Origin of the sequence: Enterobacter sp. T1-1, from assembly GCF_000710795.1 — a bacterium.
Taxonomy (GTDB): domain Bacteria; phylum Pseudomonadota; class Gammaproteobacteria; order Enterobacterales; family Enterobacteriaceae; genus Enterobacter; species Enterobacter cloacae.
The window spans coordinates 1-18,208 of the sequence record NZ_JALW01000070.1; the positions used below are offsets into that span (position 1 = coordinate 1).

Below are 18,208 nucleotides of genomic sequence, written 5' to 3' on the forward strand. Positions count from 1 at the left end.
AGGTGGCCAAACCCCCCCCCGCGACTCATATCAAGCCCGGGGAATAACCCCGTCCTTCTCAGCCACCGCCGCCAGTCGCGTCTGTCCGGGGAAGGATGGATCAGATCGCACTGCGAAAGTTGCTCTCGGGCAGATTCCAGTAAAGCGGGGGTACAGACCGGAATAAGCCATTCACTGAAAAGCAATCGGCTCTCCGTTGACTCGCCAAAATGGCCGTTGCCCAGCAGGATCGCGCAATCATAGGGCTCTCGCGTGAAATCAACGGTATCGATGTCCATCCAGACGCTGGCTATTTCAACGTTGGGTTTTTCATGATGTTCACGAAACGATCGCAGGACGTTAAGCAACCATCTCATGGTGAGCGTACTGGGTGCCTTCAGCCGCAACAGGTGGTTTTCACTTCTGAAAGCCCGACAGGCCCACTCGATACTCCTGAACCCTTCGTGAAGCTGCCCGGCCAGAACACGCCCCGCCTCACTGATCTCCACTCTCGGCCCCTGCCGTTTGAACAGCTCACAGTCGAACCACATTTCAAGGGTGCGGACATGTCTGCTGACCGCGCCCGGCGTAATATTGAGCACTTCAGCGGCTTTACTGAAGGAGTTTACTCGCGCAGCGACTTCAAAGGCGCGCAGGGCATAGAGTGGTGGTAAGGACATCGTTTCCCTTAACAAGGCGGCGGTTAAACCCGTAATATACCGGGCTTACGTTAAATGACGATCGGGTCGGTTAATTCACCCTTTCACTTTCTTCTATCCAGCGCATCAATTCCGGAAGCTGCGTTTCTGAGAATACCGCGATCCCATGTTCAGCGAGTAATGCTGCCGCGACACCCATCCCCGTGTTGCGCACGCCGGTAAAAGAACCATCATAGATATGCTGGCTCCCGCAGGTTGGGCTGCCATCCGTGAGCAGCGCCGCGCGGCAGCCATGCTCCTGTGCGGTACGTAGCGCCAGCCAGGCGGCAAGCTGATAGTGCTCTGTGACATCCTGGCCCGTATTCTCAATGATTCTGGCCTGCCCGCGCATGACATCCCGACCGTCGGCCGACAAAATCTCTGCAGGTGGTCGGGGCACCGGCAACCCGGCAGCCAGTTCAGGGCAGTGGATCACTAACCGCTGCTCCGCTTGCCAGCGGGAGAGTTGCGCCATCGCCTTCGCTTTTTCGCTGCCGTTGTAACGCACCCTGAACCCCATCAGGCACGCGCTGACCAGAATTTTATTTATCATCGCTTCCCTGTCGTGTAGATGATGAAAGTGAGGAAGTGTAACACGCTGCGGGTACTGGCGTGGGTGGTGAGGGTTGGCTGTGTGTGAGAAATGTAGTTGAGGAAGATAAGCACCTGTTTAATCGTCTGGCTGTTCAGTATTATTATTCAGCATCGTAAATTGTCTGAATTCGATACGTTGATGAGGGATTAGGATGGAACAGAATTTCACACCTGAACAAATTGAAATGATAAACCGTGTTGTTTTTGCGCAAATCAACGTAATGAATGAGAAAATTGCTCAAATCATTGAAGATACAGAATCTACGGCACACCATCAATTGAAGGATAACGGCATCGACATGACAGATTTCTATCCCGCTAATAAGCATTTCCTTATGATGTCGCTTATACAACATCTGATAGATAAAGTGCACTGTGGCGATATGGCGCTAGCCCAAAAGATGCTGATTATGGAAGCTAAGAGGCTGAACATCAGCGTAAATGTTGAGGCGGATAAGTCGAGAGATTGAGTCGCAGAAATGGCCGGGCATGGGTCATTCATAGCATTGTGATGACGTATGCTCAGTAAAACTGACACGAAAACGTCCAGAGTCCCTCCGGTGATTTGTGAAAATAGCCGATACCATTATCCGCCCACATCCAGTTGACCTTTTCCTCTGATCCCACCTGAAAGACAAAGTCTTCTATCCCCACGCCATGTTGTATCTCCAGCGGGTATCCTCCGACCTTGGTTCCCCTGTAGCGTTTAAAATCATCATGGAAGCGGTCACTTGCCTCCTGATCACCGTTTACGTCAGAAAGGTCGATAATATCCCAGGCATCCTCCCATCCCGGCGCATCATCATTAACGCCCATCCATCGAACCGGAAATGCGCGATAAGGCGTGTCTGTCGCAGGCAATAACTCAAGCCCTTCAAGGGTGGCATATTCCCGTATGAGCCAACCTTCACCATGAGGTTTATCAAATGGATGGCTTTCAATATTGTGAAAGAGCACCAGGAGTGCCACGTCCTTCAGTTGCTCAGGGATAACGGGAAGCTCATCTATACGAATCTGAAGAAGCGGAAACATCGGCTGCCCCTTCCAGAGTGGTAATCCTTCACCGGGAAGAGCGACACCGTTTAAAAACCAGGATGTAAGGGGGTCTGCCGGGGGACGAAAACCGCCCACTTGTGCCACCGATGCAGGACGTAATTTGGATCTGAGCTCGTCTAAAACTAACGCACTCCTGGATTTCATATTTGTCGCCTTACGTATGGAGAGACTCTATACAGTCTGAAATAAAGTCGTTTTTATTATATCGTAATCATTATTCATCAGACCTGCATATAAAAAGGGCTTGTCATGTTTGCGGTTGAGAAATTAAAAGTGAAGTACCCAGGCGCCGGTGCCTGGCAAATGGGCGACAGCCCGGAACTGGCCAGCGAGCTTGCAGACCTGATTAAAAAAGGGATCAAAACCGCTTCCTGCGGATCTTTTGCCTCTTATCAGCAGGAGGAGTCTGCCCCGCGGATCGGGAGCTATAACATTATTCTTGATGGCCAGAATGTTCCGGTCTGTGTAACCCGGCTGGTTTCAATGCGACTGGTGCGTTTTTGTGATGTGACCGAGGCGTTTGCCCGTAAAGAAGGTGAAGGCGATTTAAGCCTTGAATACTGGCAGAAAGAGCATCAGCGATTTTTCACCCGAGAAGGTCATTTTTCTGAAGATATGGAGTTGATCGCAGAAGAATTTGAAGTGGTTGAGGTGCTGTGAAAGGAGAGAAAATTAATCGCCCGGGCCAGGACGTAGCAGTGAGGGTGTGAAAGGCGCCACCGGCGCCCTGGTGTAAGACGTATTGCAGTATCTCGACTGTTTTTCCACCGTTAATGTCCCTGTCAGGCAGCTTTCACGGCTCTGATTTTTTTACTGCCAGTCTCATCAGATTCTGTTTTGTCGGTTACAGCGTTGAGATCGGGCAGTTTGCTGGTACGCAGAATATGCTGCACGGCCTCTTTCTGCTCGGCGAGATACAGCCCCAGATCTTCAGCCTGCGTTTCGTCCATCTGCAGTCCGCTTTGCAGCAGCCAGTCGGTGAACGCGTCTGCCATGTCGAGCAGTTTGTCGTGCGCGTCAGCCTCTTTCTTACTGGCAAATGTCATTTTCTCTTCACCTTTTCTTACAACAACATATTTTGTTTCAACCGCCATGATGCGCCCCTTTTACTGTATTTATATACAGTATAACCCTTCACGGTGTAGGTTGCAGCTAAAATTTATTTTCTGTCCGTCCCCCTTACCGCTGTTCCACTCTGCCCGCCTGTGGGTGAGTCTTAACCCAGACGGCCAGCGTATGAACTACACTTCTTAATTCGCGGCGGAGTCGGGCTGTATACCGCATTTCATTTCTGCCTTTCATGCAATCTGTCTATCTGAGTGGAGAATAATCATGGGTTATGTAACAACTCGCGATGGCGTCAATATCTACTACAAGGACTGGGGTCCAAAAGACGGGAAAGTGATCTTTTTCCATCACGGCTGGCCGCTAAGCAGTGATGACTGGGACGCCCAGATGCTGTTCTTCGTCAATAAAGGATTTCGCGTTGTGGCCCATGACCGTCGCGGTCATGGTCGTTCAGATCAGGTGTGGGACGGCCATGATATGGATCACTACGCTGACGATGTGGCCGCCGTTGTGGAACATCTTGGCGTACAGGGTGCGATGCATGTCGGGCATTCAACCGGCGGCGGTGAGGTGGTGCGTTATATCGCCCGGCACGGTGAAGACAAAGTTTCCAAAGCCGTACTGATCAGTGCTGTACCGCCCCTGATGGTGAAGACGGAGAGTAATCCTCAGGGTACGCCAAAGTCAGTGTTTGATGATTTTCAGGCCCAGCTGGCGGCGAATCGTCCTCAGTTCTATTATGACGTGCCCGCGGGACCGTTCTATGGATTTAATCGCCCGGGGGCGAAGCCTTCCGAAGCGGTCATCTATAACTGGTACCGTCAGGGGATGATGGGTAGCGCCAAGGCGCATTACGATGGGATTGTGGCCTTCTCGCAGACTGACTTCACGGAAGACCTCAAAGGGATATCCATCCCTGTTCTGGTCATCCATGGGGATGACGATCAGGTGGTGCCGTATGCAGATTCCGGCGCGATGTCAGTCAAGCTGGTCCAAAACGGAACCCTGCATACCTATAAAGGCGCGCCTCACGGTATCCCAACGACACATGCCGATCAGGTCAATGCCGATCTTCTCGCCTTTATAAACAGTTAACCCCGCACATTACCCCCTCAGGCGGGAGCAAAACGGTTCCCGCCCAGGCTAGGGGGATGTTCGGCATAGATGCTGCGTTTTCGGGCTGACAATGCTGCGACGCCATGCCCCCGGCGCCTGACCATACTGACGCTTAAAGCTGCGATTGAAAGACTGCTGGGAGTCAAAGCCCAACGCAATCGCCACGTTCAGGATCGGCTCATCGCTATGGGTTAACCGCTCCATCGATTTTTGAAGTTTCTGCGCACGGATATACTCGGCAATAGGATAACCCGTGTGTTCTTTGAAGATCCGCTGAAGATGCCATTTTGAATAGCCTGCACGCTTTGATACGGTCTCAATGTCCAGACGACTATCCAGGTTGTTATCGATCCAGTCGAGCAGATCGTGAATAAATGCGCCAGTGTCCATCTTCTCCCCCACACGCCACGTAGTAAAAAGCACCTTTGTTTGTTGCATTTAAAGATGGCCCGTTCTGATGTTAAATGCAAGTTTTATTGTTGCATTTAAATCCCTGCCGAAAACGCGCCTTTTTCCCCGGCCTCAAATAGCACATAAAGTGCAACAATTATTCTTGCACTAAATTTAGCGCCTACCTACAATCGCCGCGATAGTGTATTCACAATTGTTACAGTTTTGTGGCGATGAACGACACAAATGGCCTTAAGCCAGCCCGGACAAAGGAAGTGGCGCGGCGTCCCCCGTTGCGTCTTGCCCGGCGGCTACAACTACCGGAATAAAAATAATGAGCCTGCAAAAAACCTGGGGTAATTTTCATCTGAACGCGTTGGGCGCGGTGTTACTCTCCGCCCTGCTCGTCGGGTGTGACGAGGGTGTCGCGCAAAATGCCGCGCCACAAGCGCCCACCGTCAGCGCCGCTGACGTGGTCGTCAAATCCATTAGCCAGTGGGATAGCTTTAATGGCCGGATCGAAGCGGTGGAAAGCGTACAGCTCCGCCCTCGCGTCTCCGGCTACATTGATAAAGTGAATTACACCGACGGTCAGGAGGTCAAAAAAGGCCAGGTATTGTTCACCATCGATGACAGAACCTATCGCGCCACGCTGGAACAGGCGCAGGCAGCGCTGGCAAGAGCCAAAACGCAGGCCAGTCTGGCGCAAAGCGAGGCAAACCGTACCGATAAACTGGTCAATACCCATCTGGTCTCACGTGAAGAGTGGGAGCAGCGCCGCGCTGCTGCCGTCCAGGCCCAGGCCGACATTCGCGCCGCACAGGCGGCGGTGGATGCCGCGCAGCTGAACCTGGATTTCACTAAAGTGACCGCCCCTATCGACGGGCGCGCCAGCCGCGCGTTGATCACCAGCGGGAACCTCGTTACCGCTGGTGACAGCGCCAGCGTGCTCACCACGCTGGTCTCGCAGAAGACGGTTTACGTCTACTTTGACGTGGATGAGTCAACCTACCTTCACTATCAAAAACTCGCCCTCAGCGGGCAAGGTGCCGCCAGCACTCACCAGGCGCTACCGGTTGAGATTGGGCTGGTGGGCGAGGACGGCTATCCCCATCAGGGCAAGGTCGATTTTCTTGATAATCAGTTAACACCCAGTACCGGCACCATCCGCATGCGCGCGCTGCTGGATAACACACAGCGTCAATTCACGCCGGGACTGTTTGCCCGCGTCCGCCTGCCGGGCAGCGCGGAGTTCCAGGCCACGCTTATCGACGACAAAGCGGTGCTGACCGATCAGGATCGTAAGTATGTCTATGTCGTTGATAAAGAGAGTAAAGCGCAGCGTCGTGATATTACGCCAGGGCGTCTGGCCGACGGTTTACGTATCGTCCAGCAGGGGCTGAAGCCTGGAGATAAAGTCATCGTCGACGGTTTACAAAAAGTGTTTATGCCGGGCATGCCGGTAAACGCGAAAACTGTTGCCATGACCACCCGCGCCGCCCTTAACTGATCCCTTATCTGAGAATCCGACCCATGGACTTTTCCCGCTTTTTTATCGACAGGCCGATCTTCGCCGCGGTGCTGTCGATACTGATTTTTATCACAGGCTTAATCGCCATCCCGCTGTTGCCGGTGAGCGAATACCCTGACGTTGTGCCGCCAAGCGTGCAGGTGCGCGCGGAGTATCCCGGCGCCAACCCGAAGGTGATTGCAGAGACCGTGGCGACGCCGCTGGAAGAAGCGATCAACGGCGTTGAAAACATGATGTACATGAAGTCCGTCGCCGGCTCCGACGGCGTACTGGTGACCACCGTCACGTTCCGCCCAGGAACCGACCCGGATCAGGCCCAGGTTCAGGTACAAAACCGCGTGTCACAGGCCGAAGCGCGCCTGCCGGAAGACGTGCGCCGTCTGGGTATCACCACCCAGAAGCAGTCGCCGACACTGACGCTGGTGGTGCATCTGTTTTCGCCCGGCGGTAAGTACGATTCACTCTATATGCGTAACTACGCCACGCTGAAAGTGAAGGATGAACTGGCGCGTCTGCCCGGCGTCGGCCAAATCCAGATTTTTGGCTCGGGCGAATACGCGATGCGCGTCTGGCTGGATCCGAATAAGGTGGCGGCACGCGGCCTGACCGCCTCGGACGTGGTAACGGCAATGCAGGAACAAAACGTGCAGGTGTCCGCCGGACAGCTGGGCGCCGAGCCGCTGCCGAAAGAGAGCGATTTCCTGATCTCCATTAACGCGCAGGGTCGTCTGCATACTGAAGAAGAGTTTGGCAATATTATCCTGAAAACCGCGCAGGACGGCTCGCTGGTGCGACTGCGCGATGTGGCGCGCATTGAAATGGGCTCCGGTAGCTATGCGCTGCGTTCCCAGCTCAACAATAAAGACGCGGTCGGGATTGGTATCTTCCAGTCGCCGGGAGCGAACGCCATCGATCTGTCTAACGCGGTGCGCGCTAAAATGGCAGAACTGTCTACCCGTTTCCCGGAAGACATGAAATGGGCGGCACCGTACGATCCGACGGTATTCGTGCGTGACTCCATTCGCGCGGTCGTGCAGACGCTGCTGGAAGCGGTGGTGCTGGTTGTACTGGTGGTCATTCTGTTCCTGCAAACCTGGCGTGCGTCGATCATTCCGCTGATCGCGGTGCCGGTCTCGGTGGTGGGCACGTTCAGCGTTCTTTATCTGCTGGGCTTTTCGCTTAACACCCTGAGTTTGTTCGGGCTGGTGCTGGCGATCGGTATCGTCGTGGACGACGCCATTGTGGTGGTGGAAAACGTCGAGCGAAACATCGAAGAGGGGCTTGCGCCGCTGGCGGCGGCGCATCAGGCGATGCGTGAGGTCTCCGGGCCCATTATCGCGATTGCGCTGGTGCTGTGCGCGGTGTTCGTGCCGATGGCGTTTCTTTCGGGGGTTACGGGTCAGTTCTACAAGCAGTTTGCGGTGACGATTGCGATATCAACGGTGATCTCCGCCATTAACTCGCTGACGCTTTCGCCTGCGCTGGCCGCCCTGCTCCTGAAGCCGCACGGCGCGCCGAAGGACCTCCCTACCCGGCTTATCGATCGCCTGTTCGGCTGGATTTTCCGTCCGTTCAACCGCTTCTTCCACCGTAGCTCAAACGGTTATCAGGGGCTGGTGGGCAAAACGCTCGGACGACGCGGTGCGGTGTTTGTGGTCTATGTTCTGCTGCTCTGTGCCGCAGGCGTGATGTTTAAAGCCGTACCCGGCGGGTTTATTCCCACTCAGGATAAGCTGTACCTGATTGGCGGCGTGAAAATGCCGGAAGGCTCATCGCTGGCACGTACCGATGCGGTGATCCGCAAAATGAGCGAAATCGGTATGAACACCGAGGGCGTGGATTATGCGGTCGCCTTCCCGGGGCTGAATGCGCTGCAGTTCACCAATACGCCGAATACCGGGACGGTCTTCTTTGGCCTGAAACCGTTTGACCAGCGTAAACACACGGCGGCGGAAATTAACGCCGAGATCAACGCCAAAATCGCGCAAATCCAGCAGGGCTTTGGCTTCTCCATTCTGCCGCCGCCTATTCTGGGGCTGGGTCAGGGGTCGGGTTACTCGCTGTACATCCAGGATCGGGCCGGTCTGGGCTACGGTGCGCTGCAAAACGCGGTGAACACCATGTCGGGCGCAATTATGCAGACGCCGGGAATGCACTTCCCTATCTCCACCTACCAGGCGAACGTTCCGCAGCTGGATGTGCAGGTCGACAGGGATAAGGCCAAAGCCCAGGGCGTGTCGCTGACCGATCTGTTCGGGACGCTGCAAACCTATCTGGGATCGTCTTATGTGAATGACTTTAACCAGTTCGGCCGCACCTGGCGCGTGATGGTGCAGGCCGACGGGCCGTATCGCGACAGCGTAGAAGATATTGCGAATCTGCGCACCCGTAATAACCAGGGTGAGATGGTGCCGATTGGCAGTATGGTCAATATCAGTACCACTTACGGGCCCGATCCGGTGATCCGCTACAACGGCTATCCGGCGGCGGACCTGATTGGCGATGCCGACCCGCGCGTCCTCTCCTCTACCCAGGCGATGACCCAACTGGAGGGGATGTCTAAGCAGATTCTGCCGAACGGGATGAATATCGAGTGGACGGATCTGAGCTTCCAGCAGGCCACTCAGGGGAACACGGCGTTAATCGTCTTCCCGGTCGCGGTTCTGCTGGCGTTCCTGGTCCTGGCGGCACTGTACGAAAGCTGGACGCTGCCGCTGGCGGTGATCCTTATCGTGCCGATGACGATGCTCTCTGCCCTGTTTGGCGTCTGGCTGACCGGCGGTGATAACAACGTGTTTGTGCAGGTGGGTCTGGTAGTATTGATGGGGCTGGCGTGTAAAAACGCGATTCTTATCGTGGAGTTCGCCCGCGAGCTGGAAATCCAGGGCAAAGGTATAATGGAAGCGGCGCTCGAAGCGTGCCGCCTGCGTTTACGCCCGATTGTGATGACCTCCATCGCCTTTATCGCCGGGACCATCCCGCTCATCCTCGGCCACGGTGCGGGTGCAGAAGTGCGCGGCGTCACCGGGATCACGGTATTCTCCGGTATGCTGGGCGTAACGCTGTTTGGCCTGTTCCTGACGCCGGTGTTTTACGTGACGCTGCGTAAATTTGTCACACGCGGCAAAGTGGAAAGAGAGGTCTTGCCCGCGTAATACGCTGCAGATAACAAAAAACCGCCTTCACGATGAAGGCGGTTTTTTTATGCAGCCATTAATGCGCTTTCTTGTACTGGGCAATCAGTTCGGGCACCGGATCGCACCCGCTGGTATCCGCTTTCTTGAGCTCTTCCAGCGCGCTTGCCACGGTATGACCGGCTAAGACCGCGAGTGACGCCTGCTCGGCCTCTTCAGCGATGGATTTAAAGTACCAGCACGTATTCGCGCTCACCACGCAGCGCGCCGGTACGTCGGGGCGCGACGCCCACAGCTTTTTGTCTTCTATAACAGAAAGGTAGATATCACGCAGGGTGATCTGTTCCGGCGGGCGGCCAAGATGAATTGAGCCGTTGCGACCAAGCGTTGAGACGATAATACCGTCACGCGTGAGGGGAACCATCAGTTTGCGGATAAAGCTCGGATTCGCTTCCAGGCCGTAGGCCAGAATCGCACTCGTCGAACGTTCACCCAATTGCTCCGCCATCGCTACGCTGAGAACCATCTGCAAAGCTGTCGGGAAGCGGTAATCTAACATTTACGTATCCTGGGTTGCGGTGAATCTTATTCTTTTTGGCACCGCAGAGGTGAATAATCAATAAGCAACAATATAACAAATACCGTAATTATTTTGAAGCTATCTACTTTGACCCGCCCCGTAAAAAAGAGTTTCCATCGCGCACGAAATGGGATCACCCTCCCGTTTTCTTCAGGCAAACGCCGGGTTGGGAAAATCAACCGTCACCCTGAGCCCACCGTCAGCAGAGGTACTCAGGCTCACGCTGCTGTTGTGCTGCTGCGCCACCGCTTTAACGATGGCCAGACCCAGCCCGCTCCCGTTCTGCACCTGATTCGGATCGCGGAAAAACCGGTCAAACACCCGTTCCCTCAACGCAACCGGAATACCCGGCCCGGCATCGGAGACGCTGAATTGAGTGGACGTCTCCGCCGAAAAGAGATCGACCGCCACCCGCCCGCCTTGCGGGCTGTATTTAATGGCATTTTCAATCACGTTATCGATAAGCGACATCAGACGCTCCCTGACACCGCTCACCCAGCTTTCTTCCAGAGCGTAGAATTCAAGCTCAATATTACGTTCCGCGGCGAGCGGTGCCAGCACCGCCATGCGCTCCTGGATGAGCGTCGTAAGCGGCACCGGCTCCATCGCCGTATCCACGCTTGCTTCGCTGTGCATCATCAGCAAAAGCTGATTAACCAGACGTGCCGCCCGGCTATTGCTGCGAATAATTCCCGCCAGCAGCGCCTGTTGATTATCACTGCTGACGTAGGCCTGCAACGCCTCCACATTGATTCGCATCGCAGCCAGCGGCGTGCGCAGTTCGTGAGCGGCATCGGCAATAAATACCCGCTCCCTTTCCGTGCTTTCTCGCACCCTGGCAAGGAACTGATTAGTCGCATTCACCATCTGGCTAAGCTCCCGGTGCGTTGGAACCGCCTTTAACGGAGAGAGATCTTCTGGCGCGCGCGAGGCAATTTCATTCACGACGTTGTTCCACGGGCGCATAGCGATGCGGATTGACAGCCATGCGGGAAACAGCAGAAAAGGAATACACACCAGCAGCGGCATGATATAGTAGCCGCGCGAGTTGAGGTAGATAAAGAAATTCCACCCTGCAGCAGGCGTCACCAGCGTCACCTCCACGTCGGAATTCGCAGATTTTAGCGTGCGGCTGGTCCAGCTACGTCCGTCGCTGTGAATTCGCTCAATCTTCCCCAACCGGGTATTTTTCACGCCTATCGGTGCGCCAGCAGAGGCATACAGTATTGCGTTATGCTTGCGAATAATCATGGTGATGGAGAGTCCCGCATCGTCCCCGCCGCCGTAATCTTCCCGCAACGCCTGGCTGAACTGCTCCAGCACCTCGCTTCGTTCCTGCGTACGCCCTTCCATGTGTTCAACAAGAGTAAATATGGTTTTATATGTCTTATCGCCGGTCAGGATCGGGGGGCTACGCAAGTCATCCCACAGCATCCAGGTTAAAAAAAGACACCACAGCAGTGTCAGCAGAAGCATCTGAGCGACCATGATTCGCCGCACCAGCGTGGGCACCCGCAGGAAACGCCACAGGTTTCGCATCAATTTGCTCCCTTCTGAATCGCAACGGTGTCAATGACATACCCGACGCCCCGCACCGTTCGTACATAGCCGTCGCCAATTTTTCGACGCAGGTTCCCCATATGCACATCAAGCGCATTACTCATGTTTTCTTTCGCACCGAAGATCCTTTCTTCCAGAAAACGGCGCGTAAGCACGCGGTCAGCACGCAACATCAGGGTTTCAAGCAGCGCGTATTCGCTGGCCGTCAGCTCAATATGGCGGGAACTCACCGCGACGCGACGCGTCGGCACATGCAGGGATAATCCTCTGATTTCTACCGCCTCGTTTTGATAGCCATAACTGCGTCGCGCAAGCGCCCTCACCCGGGCCAGCAGCTCGGCGAGCACAAACGGTTTAACCAGATAGTCATCGGCACCGGCATCCAGCCCGCTCAGGCGATCCTGCAGCGTTCCTCGCGCCGTCAGGATAATAACGGGGATGCCTTTTAGCTGCTGACGTACGTACGCCATCAGGCTCATGCCATCGCCATCCGGCAGCCCCAGGTCGAGCAGAATAAGTTCAGGCGCGCAGACAGCAAGTTGATGCAGCGCATCCTCTTTGCGGCGGACCCATATGACATCTAGCCCTTGATCTGCAAGGGCAATACGCACGCCATTGCCGAGATCAAGGTCGTCTTCAATAAGTAATATTTTCACAAGGGCAACTTTATCAACCGTGAATGAAGAACATCTTAAGAAAGAGACGGTAACAGGTAATTTAACAGTTTTGCATCATCGGCATCTGCTTCAGTCTTTCTTCATTTTGAGCTCATAAGAACCTTAGGGTGGACATTCAAACTGGGCGCTCTGGGGATTAACACCGCTTGTAACGTAATCATTTGAATCCAAAAGGACTTCTTTAATGAGACATATCGAACTGCGTCACTCGTTCCCCCTTTCGCTCCCGGGGCTCAGTCTGAAGAACATCGTGCCAGGCGCGCTGCTGGCATTACTGGCCACCCCGGTACTGGCCGCAGAACAACAGGGCAACGTGCTGACCTTAGGCGGAGGCGTGGATGTTGCGCCCCGCTATTCGGGTTCGGATAAAAACCGCGCCACCACGGCGGTGGTGGTGGATTACGCGATGTATAACGGATTCTTCGTCAGCACCACGCGAGGGATCGGTTACGGCAACAACATCGGCAACCTGGATTACAGCGCGGCGCTGAGCTATCGCGCGGGCCGTAAGGATCGAGACGTGGACAGCGATTCGATCAGCGGCGGCAGCGATTATTTGCGCGGTATGGGCGACATCAAAGGTTCGGCTCTGGTGGTGCCAGGGCTGGGGTACAAAGTCACCGACTGGCTGAATCTGCAATTACAGGCAGAGGTGCCGGTTTCGGAGCGAGACAACGGCGAAGCGCTGCATTTCGGCATTTCCAGCCCGCTCTTTACCTCACCGAACAACGCGGTGACGCTGTCGCTGACCGGTAGCTGGGGCAGCAGCAAGTACATGCAGACTTACTACGGGGTGAATGCATCCCAGTCCGCCGCATCCGGGTTTGCCCGATATGACGCTGGAGCCGGAATTTATGCCTGGTCAACGAATCTCGACTGGACGCACAAGCTCACCCAACGCTGGAGCGTGGTTGCTGGCGCAGGCGTTACGCAGCTGATGGGGGATGCAGCCGACAGCCCGATTGTTCAGCGAAAAACCTCGCCGACGGGAAGTTTGAAGGTTATGTACAGTTTCTGATTTATTTGGATGGAACGCCAAAACCCGCCCCGTGTTAGATGACGGGGCGGCACTTGATAGGGATAAGGAACGTATCGCGTCAGGTTGACAGGTCATGATTGCAGGCTGGCATGTGTACCAATACGCCATTCTGTTCCTGCGTGAGCGTCGGCTTTGAGCGAGGAGCAAACGTTGGCAATTATTCTGCTAGCCTAATAGAGGGTTAGTAAAAAATGGGATTTCAGTAAGCATTGGATTCTCATTCTGCCAAACGAAACTGAGGATTTTAATATGGGGCCTTATCGCACTTATCTAATCACTGGTGCAACAAAAGGGATAGGAAGAGCGCTCAGTGACAAATTATCAGAACAGGGTCACCAGGTTGTGGGTATTGCCCGTAATGTTGATGCCAGCTTTCCGGGGGTTTTATATACGGCTGACCTGAGTAGCGCTGATGAGACTAACTTAACTTTATTAAAAATAGTCGAAAATCACGAAATTCACGGCATTGTAAATAATGTGGGTGTAGCCTTACCTCAACAACTTGGAGGCATTGATATTCAAACGTTCCTGAATGTCATGGATATAAACGTACGGGTGGCAGTTCAAATAACACAAGCACTCATCGGCAACATGAAGAGCAGAGGCTGGGGAAGAATAGTTAATGTATGTAGCCGTGCCATCTACGGTGCGATTGACAGAACAGCTTACTCAGCAGCAAAAAGTGCTCTGGTAGGTTGTACACGGACCTGGGCATTAGAGCTTGCTCAATTCGGGATCACCTCAAACGCGATTGCTCCTGGGCCAATAGAGACAGAGCTTTTTCATAAAACACGACCTGTTGGAAGTGAAGCAGAACAACGTATTTTATCGACAATCCCAATGGGCAGACTGGGTTCTCCTGCTGAAGTGGCTTCAGCAATAGCCTTTCTTTTATCACCAGAAGCGAGTTTTATTACTGGCGTAGTACTGCCTGTTGATGGTGGAGGAAGCCTGGGAGGACGTTAGAAACGTTCAGAAACTCTGTGGAAATAGACAACGCCTATCCAGGGCAGAAATTTGATATTGTCGCAGTTAGTAAGATATTTTTAACCTGTCTAATCCAATAAATACATTGATGCATTGAAGCGAGATCTATGAGTTTAAAGCCGCGTAAAATTGTTTTAATTCCCGGGTTTATGCTGAATGAAATGCTTTGGCATGAATTTGAAACATACCTCCCGTCAAACTGTATTGTTCATCATGCAGCTGTAACTGAAGGACGAACCATTCATGAGGTAGTGCAGCATTTGATTACTCTTCTGCCTGAGAAGTTTTCTTTGATAGGTTTTTCGATGGGAGGGTATATTGCCCGGCAACTGGCAGCAGAATTCCCTGAACGTGTAGAGTCCTTAGTGCTTATTGCCAGTTCCTTACGGGAAGATACGCCGTTAGAGGCTGAAGCAAAGCGGAAAAGCGTGCAGTCATTGTCCCCCACAACGTTTAAGGGGCTGAGCAGACATGCTATTGCCCGGTCACTCCACCCTCTAAACACATCAAATCAGGATATGATTTCAGCTATCCAGAAAATGGGATGCTCTCTGGGATTTGAAGCCTTCATCACGCAATCATCCTTATCCAGGCAAGGTATACCTTCTGCAACGATACGTTGTCCAACACTGGTTATCGCCAGTGAAGATGATGCCATCCGTTCGATGAAGGAGGCAGAAGAATTGGTCGAAGCCATACCTTATGCGTCGTTAAGAATCATTCTGGATTGCGGCCATATGATTCCGCTCGAACAGCCCAGGGAGTTGGCAAAAACTATTGTTGAATGGATCCCGGCTACGTAAATTATTGGGGGTTTATCCGGCAAATATCCTGACTTACTTCATCAGGGTATGTAGCGCAACAGCCCATATTTCACTCCTCCCTCCAGGGCACAGGCTCACCGATAAAGGTGTGCGTACAGCAGCGGCAAGTCACCTTTACATCCTTTGCACTAATCGATGGGTTAACCTGTTGTAAAACGCCATTCTCATCAACAAACAGGCCCGGATAAAAGCTGCTATCGCCAATACAGACTAAATCCCTTTGCTGAGGCTCATGCAACGCGACTAACCAGAACACAGGCTCGGTAGTATCAAGACGTCCACAAACTTCGCTGAAAACGTTATCCCACGGTTTGCCAATCTGTTTGAGCAAAAAGTAAAACAATGGCGTGTAGTCACGTCCTCGCTTTTGTCCACTGTGCATGGTTTCACGTGTTACCAGCAGCTCATCCCCGGATTTTTTACGATTACGTTCCCAGCGATACTCAGCGCCAGGGTTGTTAGAATAGTGTCGCGTCGTCGTGTTGACGCTACGATACAATTTACGTGACTTGTGCTGTTGATGAGCCCGCATAGCCAGATCTCCCCCATCCCTCTTTCTGAACCAATAATCCCTGTCTGACGAAGACGAAAAGCCCCCTATAAGCAAAGGAAAGCTATAACTCCATTCCCATGATCTTCAATACACTCCGCTGCGACGCTGTTTCGAAAACCGTATCCTTGATAAACCGCATCCCCTGCTTTTCATAAAATCGCCGGGCACGTTCATTCTGTTCAAGCACCTCGAGCCACAGAAATTTTTTGCCATGACTGCGGGTAAGTTCGATGACGCTGCTAAACATGCTCTGACCGTAGTGATTACTCGTCTTGGTCGGATCAAGATAGAGTTTGTTAAGAAGCACACCGCTGATGTCGGTATCAGGGATTGTGGCTTCCCATGTCAGTTTCATAAAGCCAATCGGCTGATCAAGGTCCGCCACATACCAGCTTGTGCCGCTGTCTCTCAGACTCTGTTCTATCGCTGCAACGGAATATTCGGACTTCAGAAAATCGTTTAGCTCTAATTCCGACTTCCACAGATGCTTAAAGTGCGCGGGATAGATGCAATAGCCCAGTTCACTGAGTAATACTGAATCTGCTGATGTTGCTTGTCGTAAAAGTAACGTCACAGGATGCTCCCTTGCCCGGTAATATACATTCCCCCCGCTCACACCGCCGATTTCGGCCGTAGATTTTCATCAAACGTCAGTCGTTTGCGTCCCGGCTCTTCTTCGCGCAGCGGCTCCACCTGATGCATCGTCAGCTTACAGCGCTCCACCAGCACCTGATACTCGCGCGTGCCCTGCTGCTTCCAGGCCAGTTCCTGTTCGCTCAGCTCACGAATCGCTTTCGCCGGACTGCCGATAATCAAATGGTTAGCGGGCATCTCGGCTTTCGCCTTCACAAACGCCGCCGCGCCGACGATGCTGTTTTCGCCAATCACCGCCCCGTCCATCACCACCGCGTTCATCCCTACCAGGGCGTTGCGGCGGATAATACAGCCGTGCAGAATGGCGCTGTGGCCGATATGGCCGTCCTCTTCCACCACCGTATCCTGCTCCGGGAAGCCGTGCATCACGCAGTTATCCTGAATGTTCGCGCCATCTTTCACCACAATACGGCCAAAATCACCGCGCAGGCTGGCATTGGGGCCGACATACACACCTTTGCCCAGGATCACATCGCCAATGAGCACCGCTGTCGGGTGGACATAGCTCTCGTCTGGCACCACCGGCGTCAGACCGTCAATTTGATAAACAGGCATCCTCACTCCTTATGCGGTCGCAAGACCACCAAAGCGTTGATAATAAAGCGTGCCGGGCACGGGCAGTTCACCCACCGAGGTTTCGCCTTTCTCGCTGACAAACGCCAGCGCTCCCGGTGCCACACGCTGATAGATATTGATGCAAAGCTGTCGTGCGCTTTGTCCCGCCCAGTGTGCAGGCAGTAGCTCCTCTGGCAGCAGCGGATCTTTCAGCACCACGCGACGATAAAAGTGGATCAGTAACAGCTGGATGTGGAAGCAACGCTCCGGCGTAAGCTCTTCCGGCGTAGCCTCTTTCAGCAGCGGCAGCAGCGGACGGAACGACTGAATAAACGTCTCGTACATCGCGTTCTGTTCGGTCAGCTGCCAGCACTCCTCAACGCGGGAACGCAGCGCCGCGCGGGAAAGAGCCAGTGGTGAATGGGCTTCGAAGAAGATGACATTTTCCGCCACGCCCGCGTCATGAAGCAGCGACTGCACATCCGCCAGATGCTGCGAGGGCGAAGCCATCAGGCTGGGCGCCAGCGTGCCAAACCCTTGCCAGATAAGCTGTTTTTTCACATCGGCAAGCGTGGTTTTATCGAGACCTTCGGAGAGCAGCAGCAGCCATTTGCCATCCCAGGCGGGCAGCTCCGCGCGGTAGATCTTATTCTCCGCCCTGCGGGTTAAACGCAGCCCTTTGTCGCTCAGGCGGTAATAGCTGCGACGCCCGATACGGGAGACATCCAGCCAGCCCTCTTTATTGAGGCGAAACAGCGCGGTTCGCACGAAGCGCTCGCCAAAGCCCATCCCTTCGAGCAACGCGGCCAGGCTGCCAAGCCAGATCTCGCCGCCGCGATGGGAAAGCGCATCACCGTATAACGAGGAGATTAGCGACGTCCCACTGATGGGAACCGAACTGACCGCATGCTGAATAAAGGCGTCGAGTTTCATGTGATTCATTCTGTTGGTGTTTTTGTCCTGGATGAATCATAGCATACGAATCCTGGATAGACCCTCACACTAACTCTCTCCCAAAGGGTTGAGGGATCCCCATAAAATAATGCCTGCACGGGGACCCCCTCTCCCTTGAGGGAGAGGGCTGGGGTGAGGGGGAACATATGGCGTAGAGGTAATTCCGTTCACTTTATGTTCCTTGCTACTCTGTAACGGCATGACTTGTGAACGTGCCAGGGTGGCTCAGTCGCCACCACCCTGGCGACCCGGGCTCCCG

Annotated in this window: 20 protein-coding genes; 8 read left to right on the forward strand and 12 right to left on the reverse strand. The window is 53.8% G+C overall.

Features of this window, described 5'->3' with window-relative positions:
• Together AK59_RS0120245 and AK59_RS0120250 are read right to left on the reverse strand one after the other, a co-directional pair.
• The coding region (locus AK59_RS0120245; RefSeq protein ID WP_029883648.1) for a LysR family transcriptional regulator at positions 1-659 on the reverse strand (659 nt) is incomplete at its 3' end.
• 70 nt (positions 660-729) lie between these two features.
• Positions 730-1,230: a DUF523 domain-containing protein gene (locus AK59_RS0120250; RefSeq protein ID WP_023620842.1), complete on the reverse strand. Its 501-nt coding sequence runs from the start codon at positions 1,228-1,230 to the stop codon at positions 730-732.
• 193 nt (positions 1,231-1,423) lie between these two features.
• On the opposite strand from AK59_RS0120250, the gene AK59_RS0120255 reads away from it, so the two are divergent.
• Entirely contained in the window at positions 1,424-1,741 is a 318-nt protein-coding gene (locus AK59_RS0120255; protein ID WP_029883649.1) for a hypothetical protein, read from the forward strand.
• A gap of 52 nt (positions 1,742-1,793) precedes the next feature.
• On the opposite strand, the gene AK59_RS01000000123915 is transcribed toward AK59_RS0120255, so the two are convergent.
• Positions 1,794-2,471: a DUF1963 domain-containing protein gene (locus AK59_RS01000000123915; protein ID WP_029883650.1), complete on the reverse strand. Its 678-nt coding sequence runs from the start codon at positions 2,469-2,471 to the stop codon at positions 1,794-1,796.
• Between the two features lie 105 nt (positions 2,472-2,576).
• Between AK59_RS01000000123915 and AK59_RS0120265 the strand changes: the two genes are divergently transcribed.
• Complete coding sequence (locus AK59_RS0120265) at positions 2,577-2,987, forward strand: ASCH domain-containing protein (protein ID WP_013096735.1); 411 nt, start codon at positions 2,577-2,579, stop codon at positions 2,985-2,987.
• Positions 2,988-3,109: 122 nt separating this feature from the next.
• Here the strand turns inward: AK59_RS0120265 and AK59_RS0120270 are convergent, their stop codons facing one another.
• Entirely contained in the window at positions 3,110-3,421 is a 312-nt protein-coding gene (locus tag AK59_RS0120270; RefSeq protein WP_029883651.1) for a YebG family protein, read from the reverse strand.
• Positions 3,422-3,659: 238 nt separating this feature from the next.
• On the opposite strand from AK59_RS0120270, the gene AK59_RS0120275 reads away from it, so the two are divergent.
• Positions 3,660-4,490: an alpha/beta fold hydrolase gene (locus tag AK59_RS0120275; RefSeq protein ID WP_020688164.1), complete on the forward strand. Its 831-nt coding sequence runs from the start codon at positions 3,660-3,662 to the stop codon at positions 4,488-4,490.
• A 48-nt stretch (positions 4,491-4,538) separates the two neighbouring features.
• Here the strand turns inward: AK59_RS0120275 and AK59_RS0120280 are convergent, their stop codons facing one another.
• On the reverse strand, positions 4,539-4,901 hold the full coding sequence (locus tag AK59_RS0120280) for a helix-turn-helix domain-containing protein (protein WP_023620848.1): 363 nt from the start codon (positions 4,899-4,901) through the stop codon (positions 4,539-4,541).
• Positions 4,902-5,235: 334 nt separating this feature from the next.
• On the opposite strand from AK59_RS0120280, the gene AK59_RS0120285 reads away from it, so the two are divergent.
• Together AK59_RS0120285 and oqxB are read left to right on the forward strand one after the other, a co-directional pair.
• Entirely contained in the window at positions 5,236-6,411 is a 1,176-nt protein-coding gene (locus AK59_RS0120285; protein WP_013096739.1) for an efflux RND transporter periplasmic adaptor subunit, read from the forward strand.
• Between the two features lie 23 nt (positions 6,412-6,434).
• A complete protein-coding gene (gene oqxB / locus AK59_RS0120290; protein WP_029883652.1) occupies positions 6,435-9,587 on the forward strand; it encodes a multidrug efflux RND transporter permease subunit OqxB in 3,153 nt (1,050 codons plus the stop codon).
• A 58-nt stretch (positions 9,588-9,645) separates the two neighbouring features.
• Here oqxB and AK59_RS0120295 read toward each other — a convergent pair whose 3' ends face one another.
• The 3 genes from AK59_RS0120295 to AK59_RS0120305 all read right to left on the reverse strand — a co-directional run bounded on the left by AK59_RS0120295 (position 9,646) and on the right by AK59_RS0120305 (position 12,362).
• The gene (locus AK59_RS0120295; RefSeq protein ID WP_013096741.1) at positions 9,646-10,125 is read right to left on the reverse strand and encodes an RrF2 family transcriptional regulator; all 480 of its coding nucleotides are present in this window, start codon (positions 10,123-10,125) and stop codon (positions 9,646-9,648) included.
• 171 nt (positions 10,126-10,296) lie between these two features.
• Positions 10,297-11,685: a sensor histidine kinase gene (locus AK59_RS0120300; RefSeq protein WP_029883653.1), complete on the reverse strand. Its 1,389-nt coding sequence runs from the start codon at positions 11,683-11,685 to the stop codon at positions 10,297-10,299.
• Positions 11,685-12,362, reverse strand: a complete 678-nt coding sequence (locus AK59_RS0120305) for a response regulator (RefSeq protein WP_029883654.1) — start codon at positions 12,360-12,362, stop codon at positions 11,685-11,687. Before AK59_RS0120305 ends, AK59_RS0120300 begins: the two co-directional genes overlap by 1 nt.
• A gap of 205 nt (positions 12,363-12,567) precedes the next feature.
• On the opposite strand from AK59_RS0120305, the gene AK59_RS0120310 reads away from it, so the two are divergent.
• The 3 genes from AK59_RS0120310 (at position 12,568) to AK59_RS0120320 (ending at position 15,212) form a co-directional block, all read left to right on the forward strand.
• Entirely contained in the window at positions 12,568-13,401 is an 834-nt protein-coding gene (locus tag AK59_RS0120310) for a MipA/OmpV family protein (RefSeq protein ID WP_029883655.1), read from the forward strand.
• Positions 13,402-13,671: 270 nt separating this feature from the next.
• Positions 13,672-14,388, forward strand: coding sequence for an SDR family oxidoreductase (locus AK59_RS0120315; protein WP_029883656.1), 717 nt, complete (start codon positions 13,672-13,674; stop codon positions 14,386-14,388).
• Between the two features lie 128 nt (positions 14,389-14,516).
• Positions 14,517-15,212 (forward strand): alpha/beta fold hydrolase, encoded by a 696-nt coding sequence (locus tag AK59_RS0120320; protein WP_029883657.1) that lies wholly within the window; start codon positions 14,517-14,519, stop codon positions 15,210-15,212.
• Between the two features lie 70 nt (positions 15,213-15,282).
• On the opposite strand, the gene AK59_RS0120325 is transcribed toward AK59_RS0120320, so the two are convergent.
• The 4 genes from AK59_RS0120325 to paaX form a co-directional block, all read right to left on the reverse strand.
• Positions 15,283-15,765 carry a hypothetical protein gene (locus AK59_RS0120325; protein WP_029883658.1) on the reverse strand — a complete coding sequence of 161 codons (483 nt, stop codon included), beginning with the start codon at positions 15,763-15,765 and terminating at the stop codon, positions 15,283-15,285.
• A gap of 82 nt (positions 15,766-15,847) precedes the next feature.
• On the reverse strand, positions 15,848-16,360 hold the full coding sequence (locus AK59_RS0120330; protein ID WP_029883659.1) for a GNAT family N-acetyltransferase: 513 nt from the start codon (positions 16,358-16,360) through the stop codon (positions 15,848-15,850).
• A gap of 38 nt (positions 16,361-16,398) precedes the next feature.
• A complete protein-coding gene (paaY, locus tag AK59_RS0120335) occupies positions 16,399-16,995 on the reverse strand; it encodes a phenylacetic acid degradation protein PaaY (RefSeq protein ID WP_029883660.1) in 597 nt (198 codons plus the stop codon).
• Between the two features lie 9 nt (positions 16,996-17,004).
• Positions 17,005-17,937, reverse strand: coding sequence for a phenylacetic acid degradation operon negative regulatory protein PaaX (gene paaX / locus AK59_RS0120340; RefSeq protein WP_029883661.1), 933 nt, complete (start codon positions 17,935-17,937; stop codon positions 17,005-17,007).
• Positions 17,938-18,208: the final 271 nt, after the last annotated feature.

What these genes read in the sequence shown, in the direction of transcription:
- AK59_RS01000000123915 (WP_029883650.1), bottom strand. Translation starts at nt 2,471, where the DNA reads ATGAAATCCAGGAGTGCGTTAGTTTTAGACGAGCTCAGATCCAAATTA.
- AK59_RS0120265 (WP_013096735.1), top strand. Translation starts at nt 2,577, where the DNA reads ATGTTTGCGGTTGAGAAATTAAAAGTGAAGTACCCAGGCGCCGGTGCC.
- AK59_RS0120280 (WP_023620848.1), bottom strand. Translation starts at nt 4,901, where the DNA reads ATGGACACTGGCGCATTTATTCACGATCTGCTCGACTGGATCGATAAC.
- paaX (WP_029883661.1), bottom strand. Translation starts at nt 17,937, where the DNA reads ATGAATCACATGAAACTCGACGCCTTTATTCAGCATGCGGTCAGTTCG.
- AK59_RS0120250 (WP_023620842.1), bottom strand. Translation starts at nt 1,230, where the DNA reads ATGATAAATAAAATTCTGGTCAGCGCGTGCCTGATGGGGTTCAGGGTG.
- AK59_RS0120295 (WP_013096741.1), bottom strand. Translation starts at nt 10,125, where the DNA reads ATGTTAGATTACCGCTTCCCGACAGCTTTGCAGATGGTTCTCAGCGTA.
- AK59_RS0120300 (WP_029883653.1), bottom strand. Translation starts at nt 11,685, where the DNA reads ATGCGAAACCTGTGGCGTTTCCTGCGGGTGCCCACGCTGGTGCGGCGA.
- AK59_RS0120325 (WP_029883658.1), bottom strand. Translation starts at nt 15,765, where the DNA reads ATGCGGGCTCATCAACAGCACAAGTCACGTAAATTGTATCGTAGCGTC.
- AK59_RS0120310 (WP_029883655.1), top strand. Translation starts at nt 12,568, where the DNA reads ATGAGACATATCGAACTGCGTCACTCGTTCCCCCTTTCGCTCCCGGGG.
- AK59_RS0120315 (WP_029883656.1), top strand. Translation starts at nt 13,672, where the DNA reads ATGGGGCCTTATCGCACTTATCTAATCACTGGTGCAACAAAAGGGATA.
- AK59_RS0120320 (WP_029883657.1), top strand. Translation starts at nt 14,517, where the DNA reads ATGAGTTTAAAGCCGCGTAAAATTGTTTTAATTCCCGGGTTTATGCTG.
- AK59_RS0120275 (WP_020688164.1), top strand. Translation starts at nt 3,660, where the DNA reads ATGGGTTATGTAACAACTCGCGATGGCGTCAATATCTACTACAAGGAC.
- AK59_RS0120255 (WP_029883649.1), top strand. Translation starts at nt 1,424, where the DNA reads ATGGAACAGAATTTCACACCTGAACAAATTGAAATGATAAACCGTGTT.
- AK59_RS0120285 (WP_013096739.1), top strand. Translation starts at nt 5,236, where the DNA reads ATGAGCCTGCAAAAAACCTGGGGTAATTTTCATCTGAACGCGTTGGGC.
- AK59_RS0120270 (WP_029883651.1), bottom strand. Translation starts at nt 3,421, where the DNA reads ATGGCGGTTGAAACAAAATATGTTGTTGTAAGAAAAGGTGAAGAGAAA.
- paaY (WP_029883660.1), bottom strand. Translation starts at nt 16,995, where the DNA reads ATGCCTGTTTATCAAATTGACGGTCTGACGCCGGTGGTGCCAGACGAG.
- oqxB (WP_029883652.1), top strand. Translation starts at nt 6,435, where the DNA reads ATGGACTTTTCCCGCTTTTTTATCGACAGGCCGATCTTCGCCGCGGTG.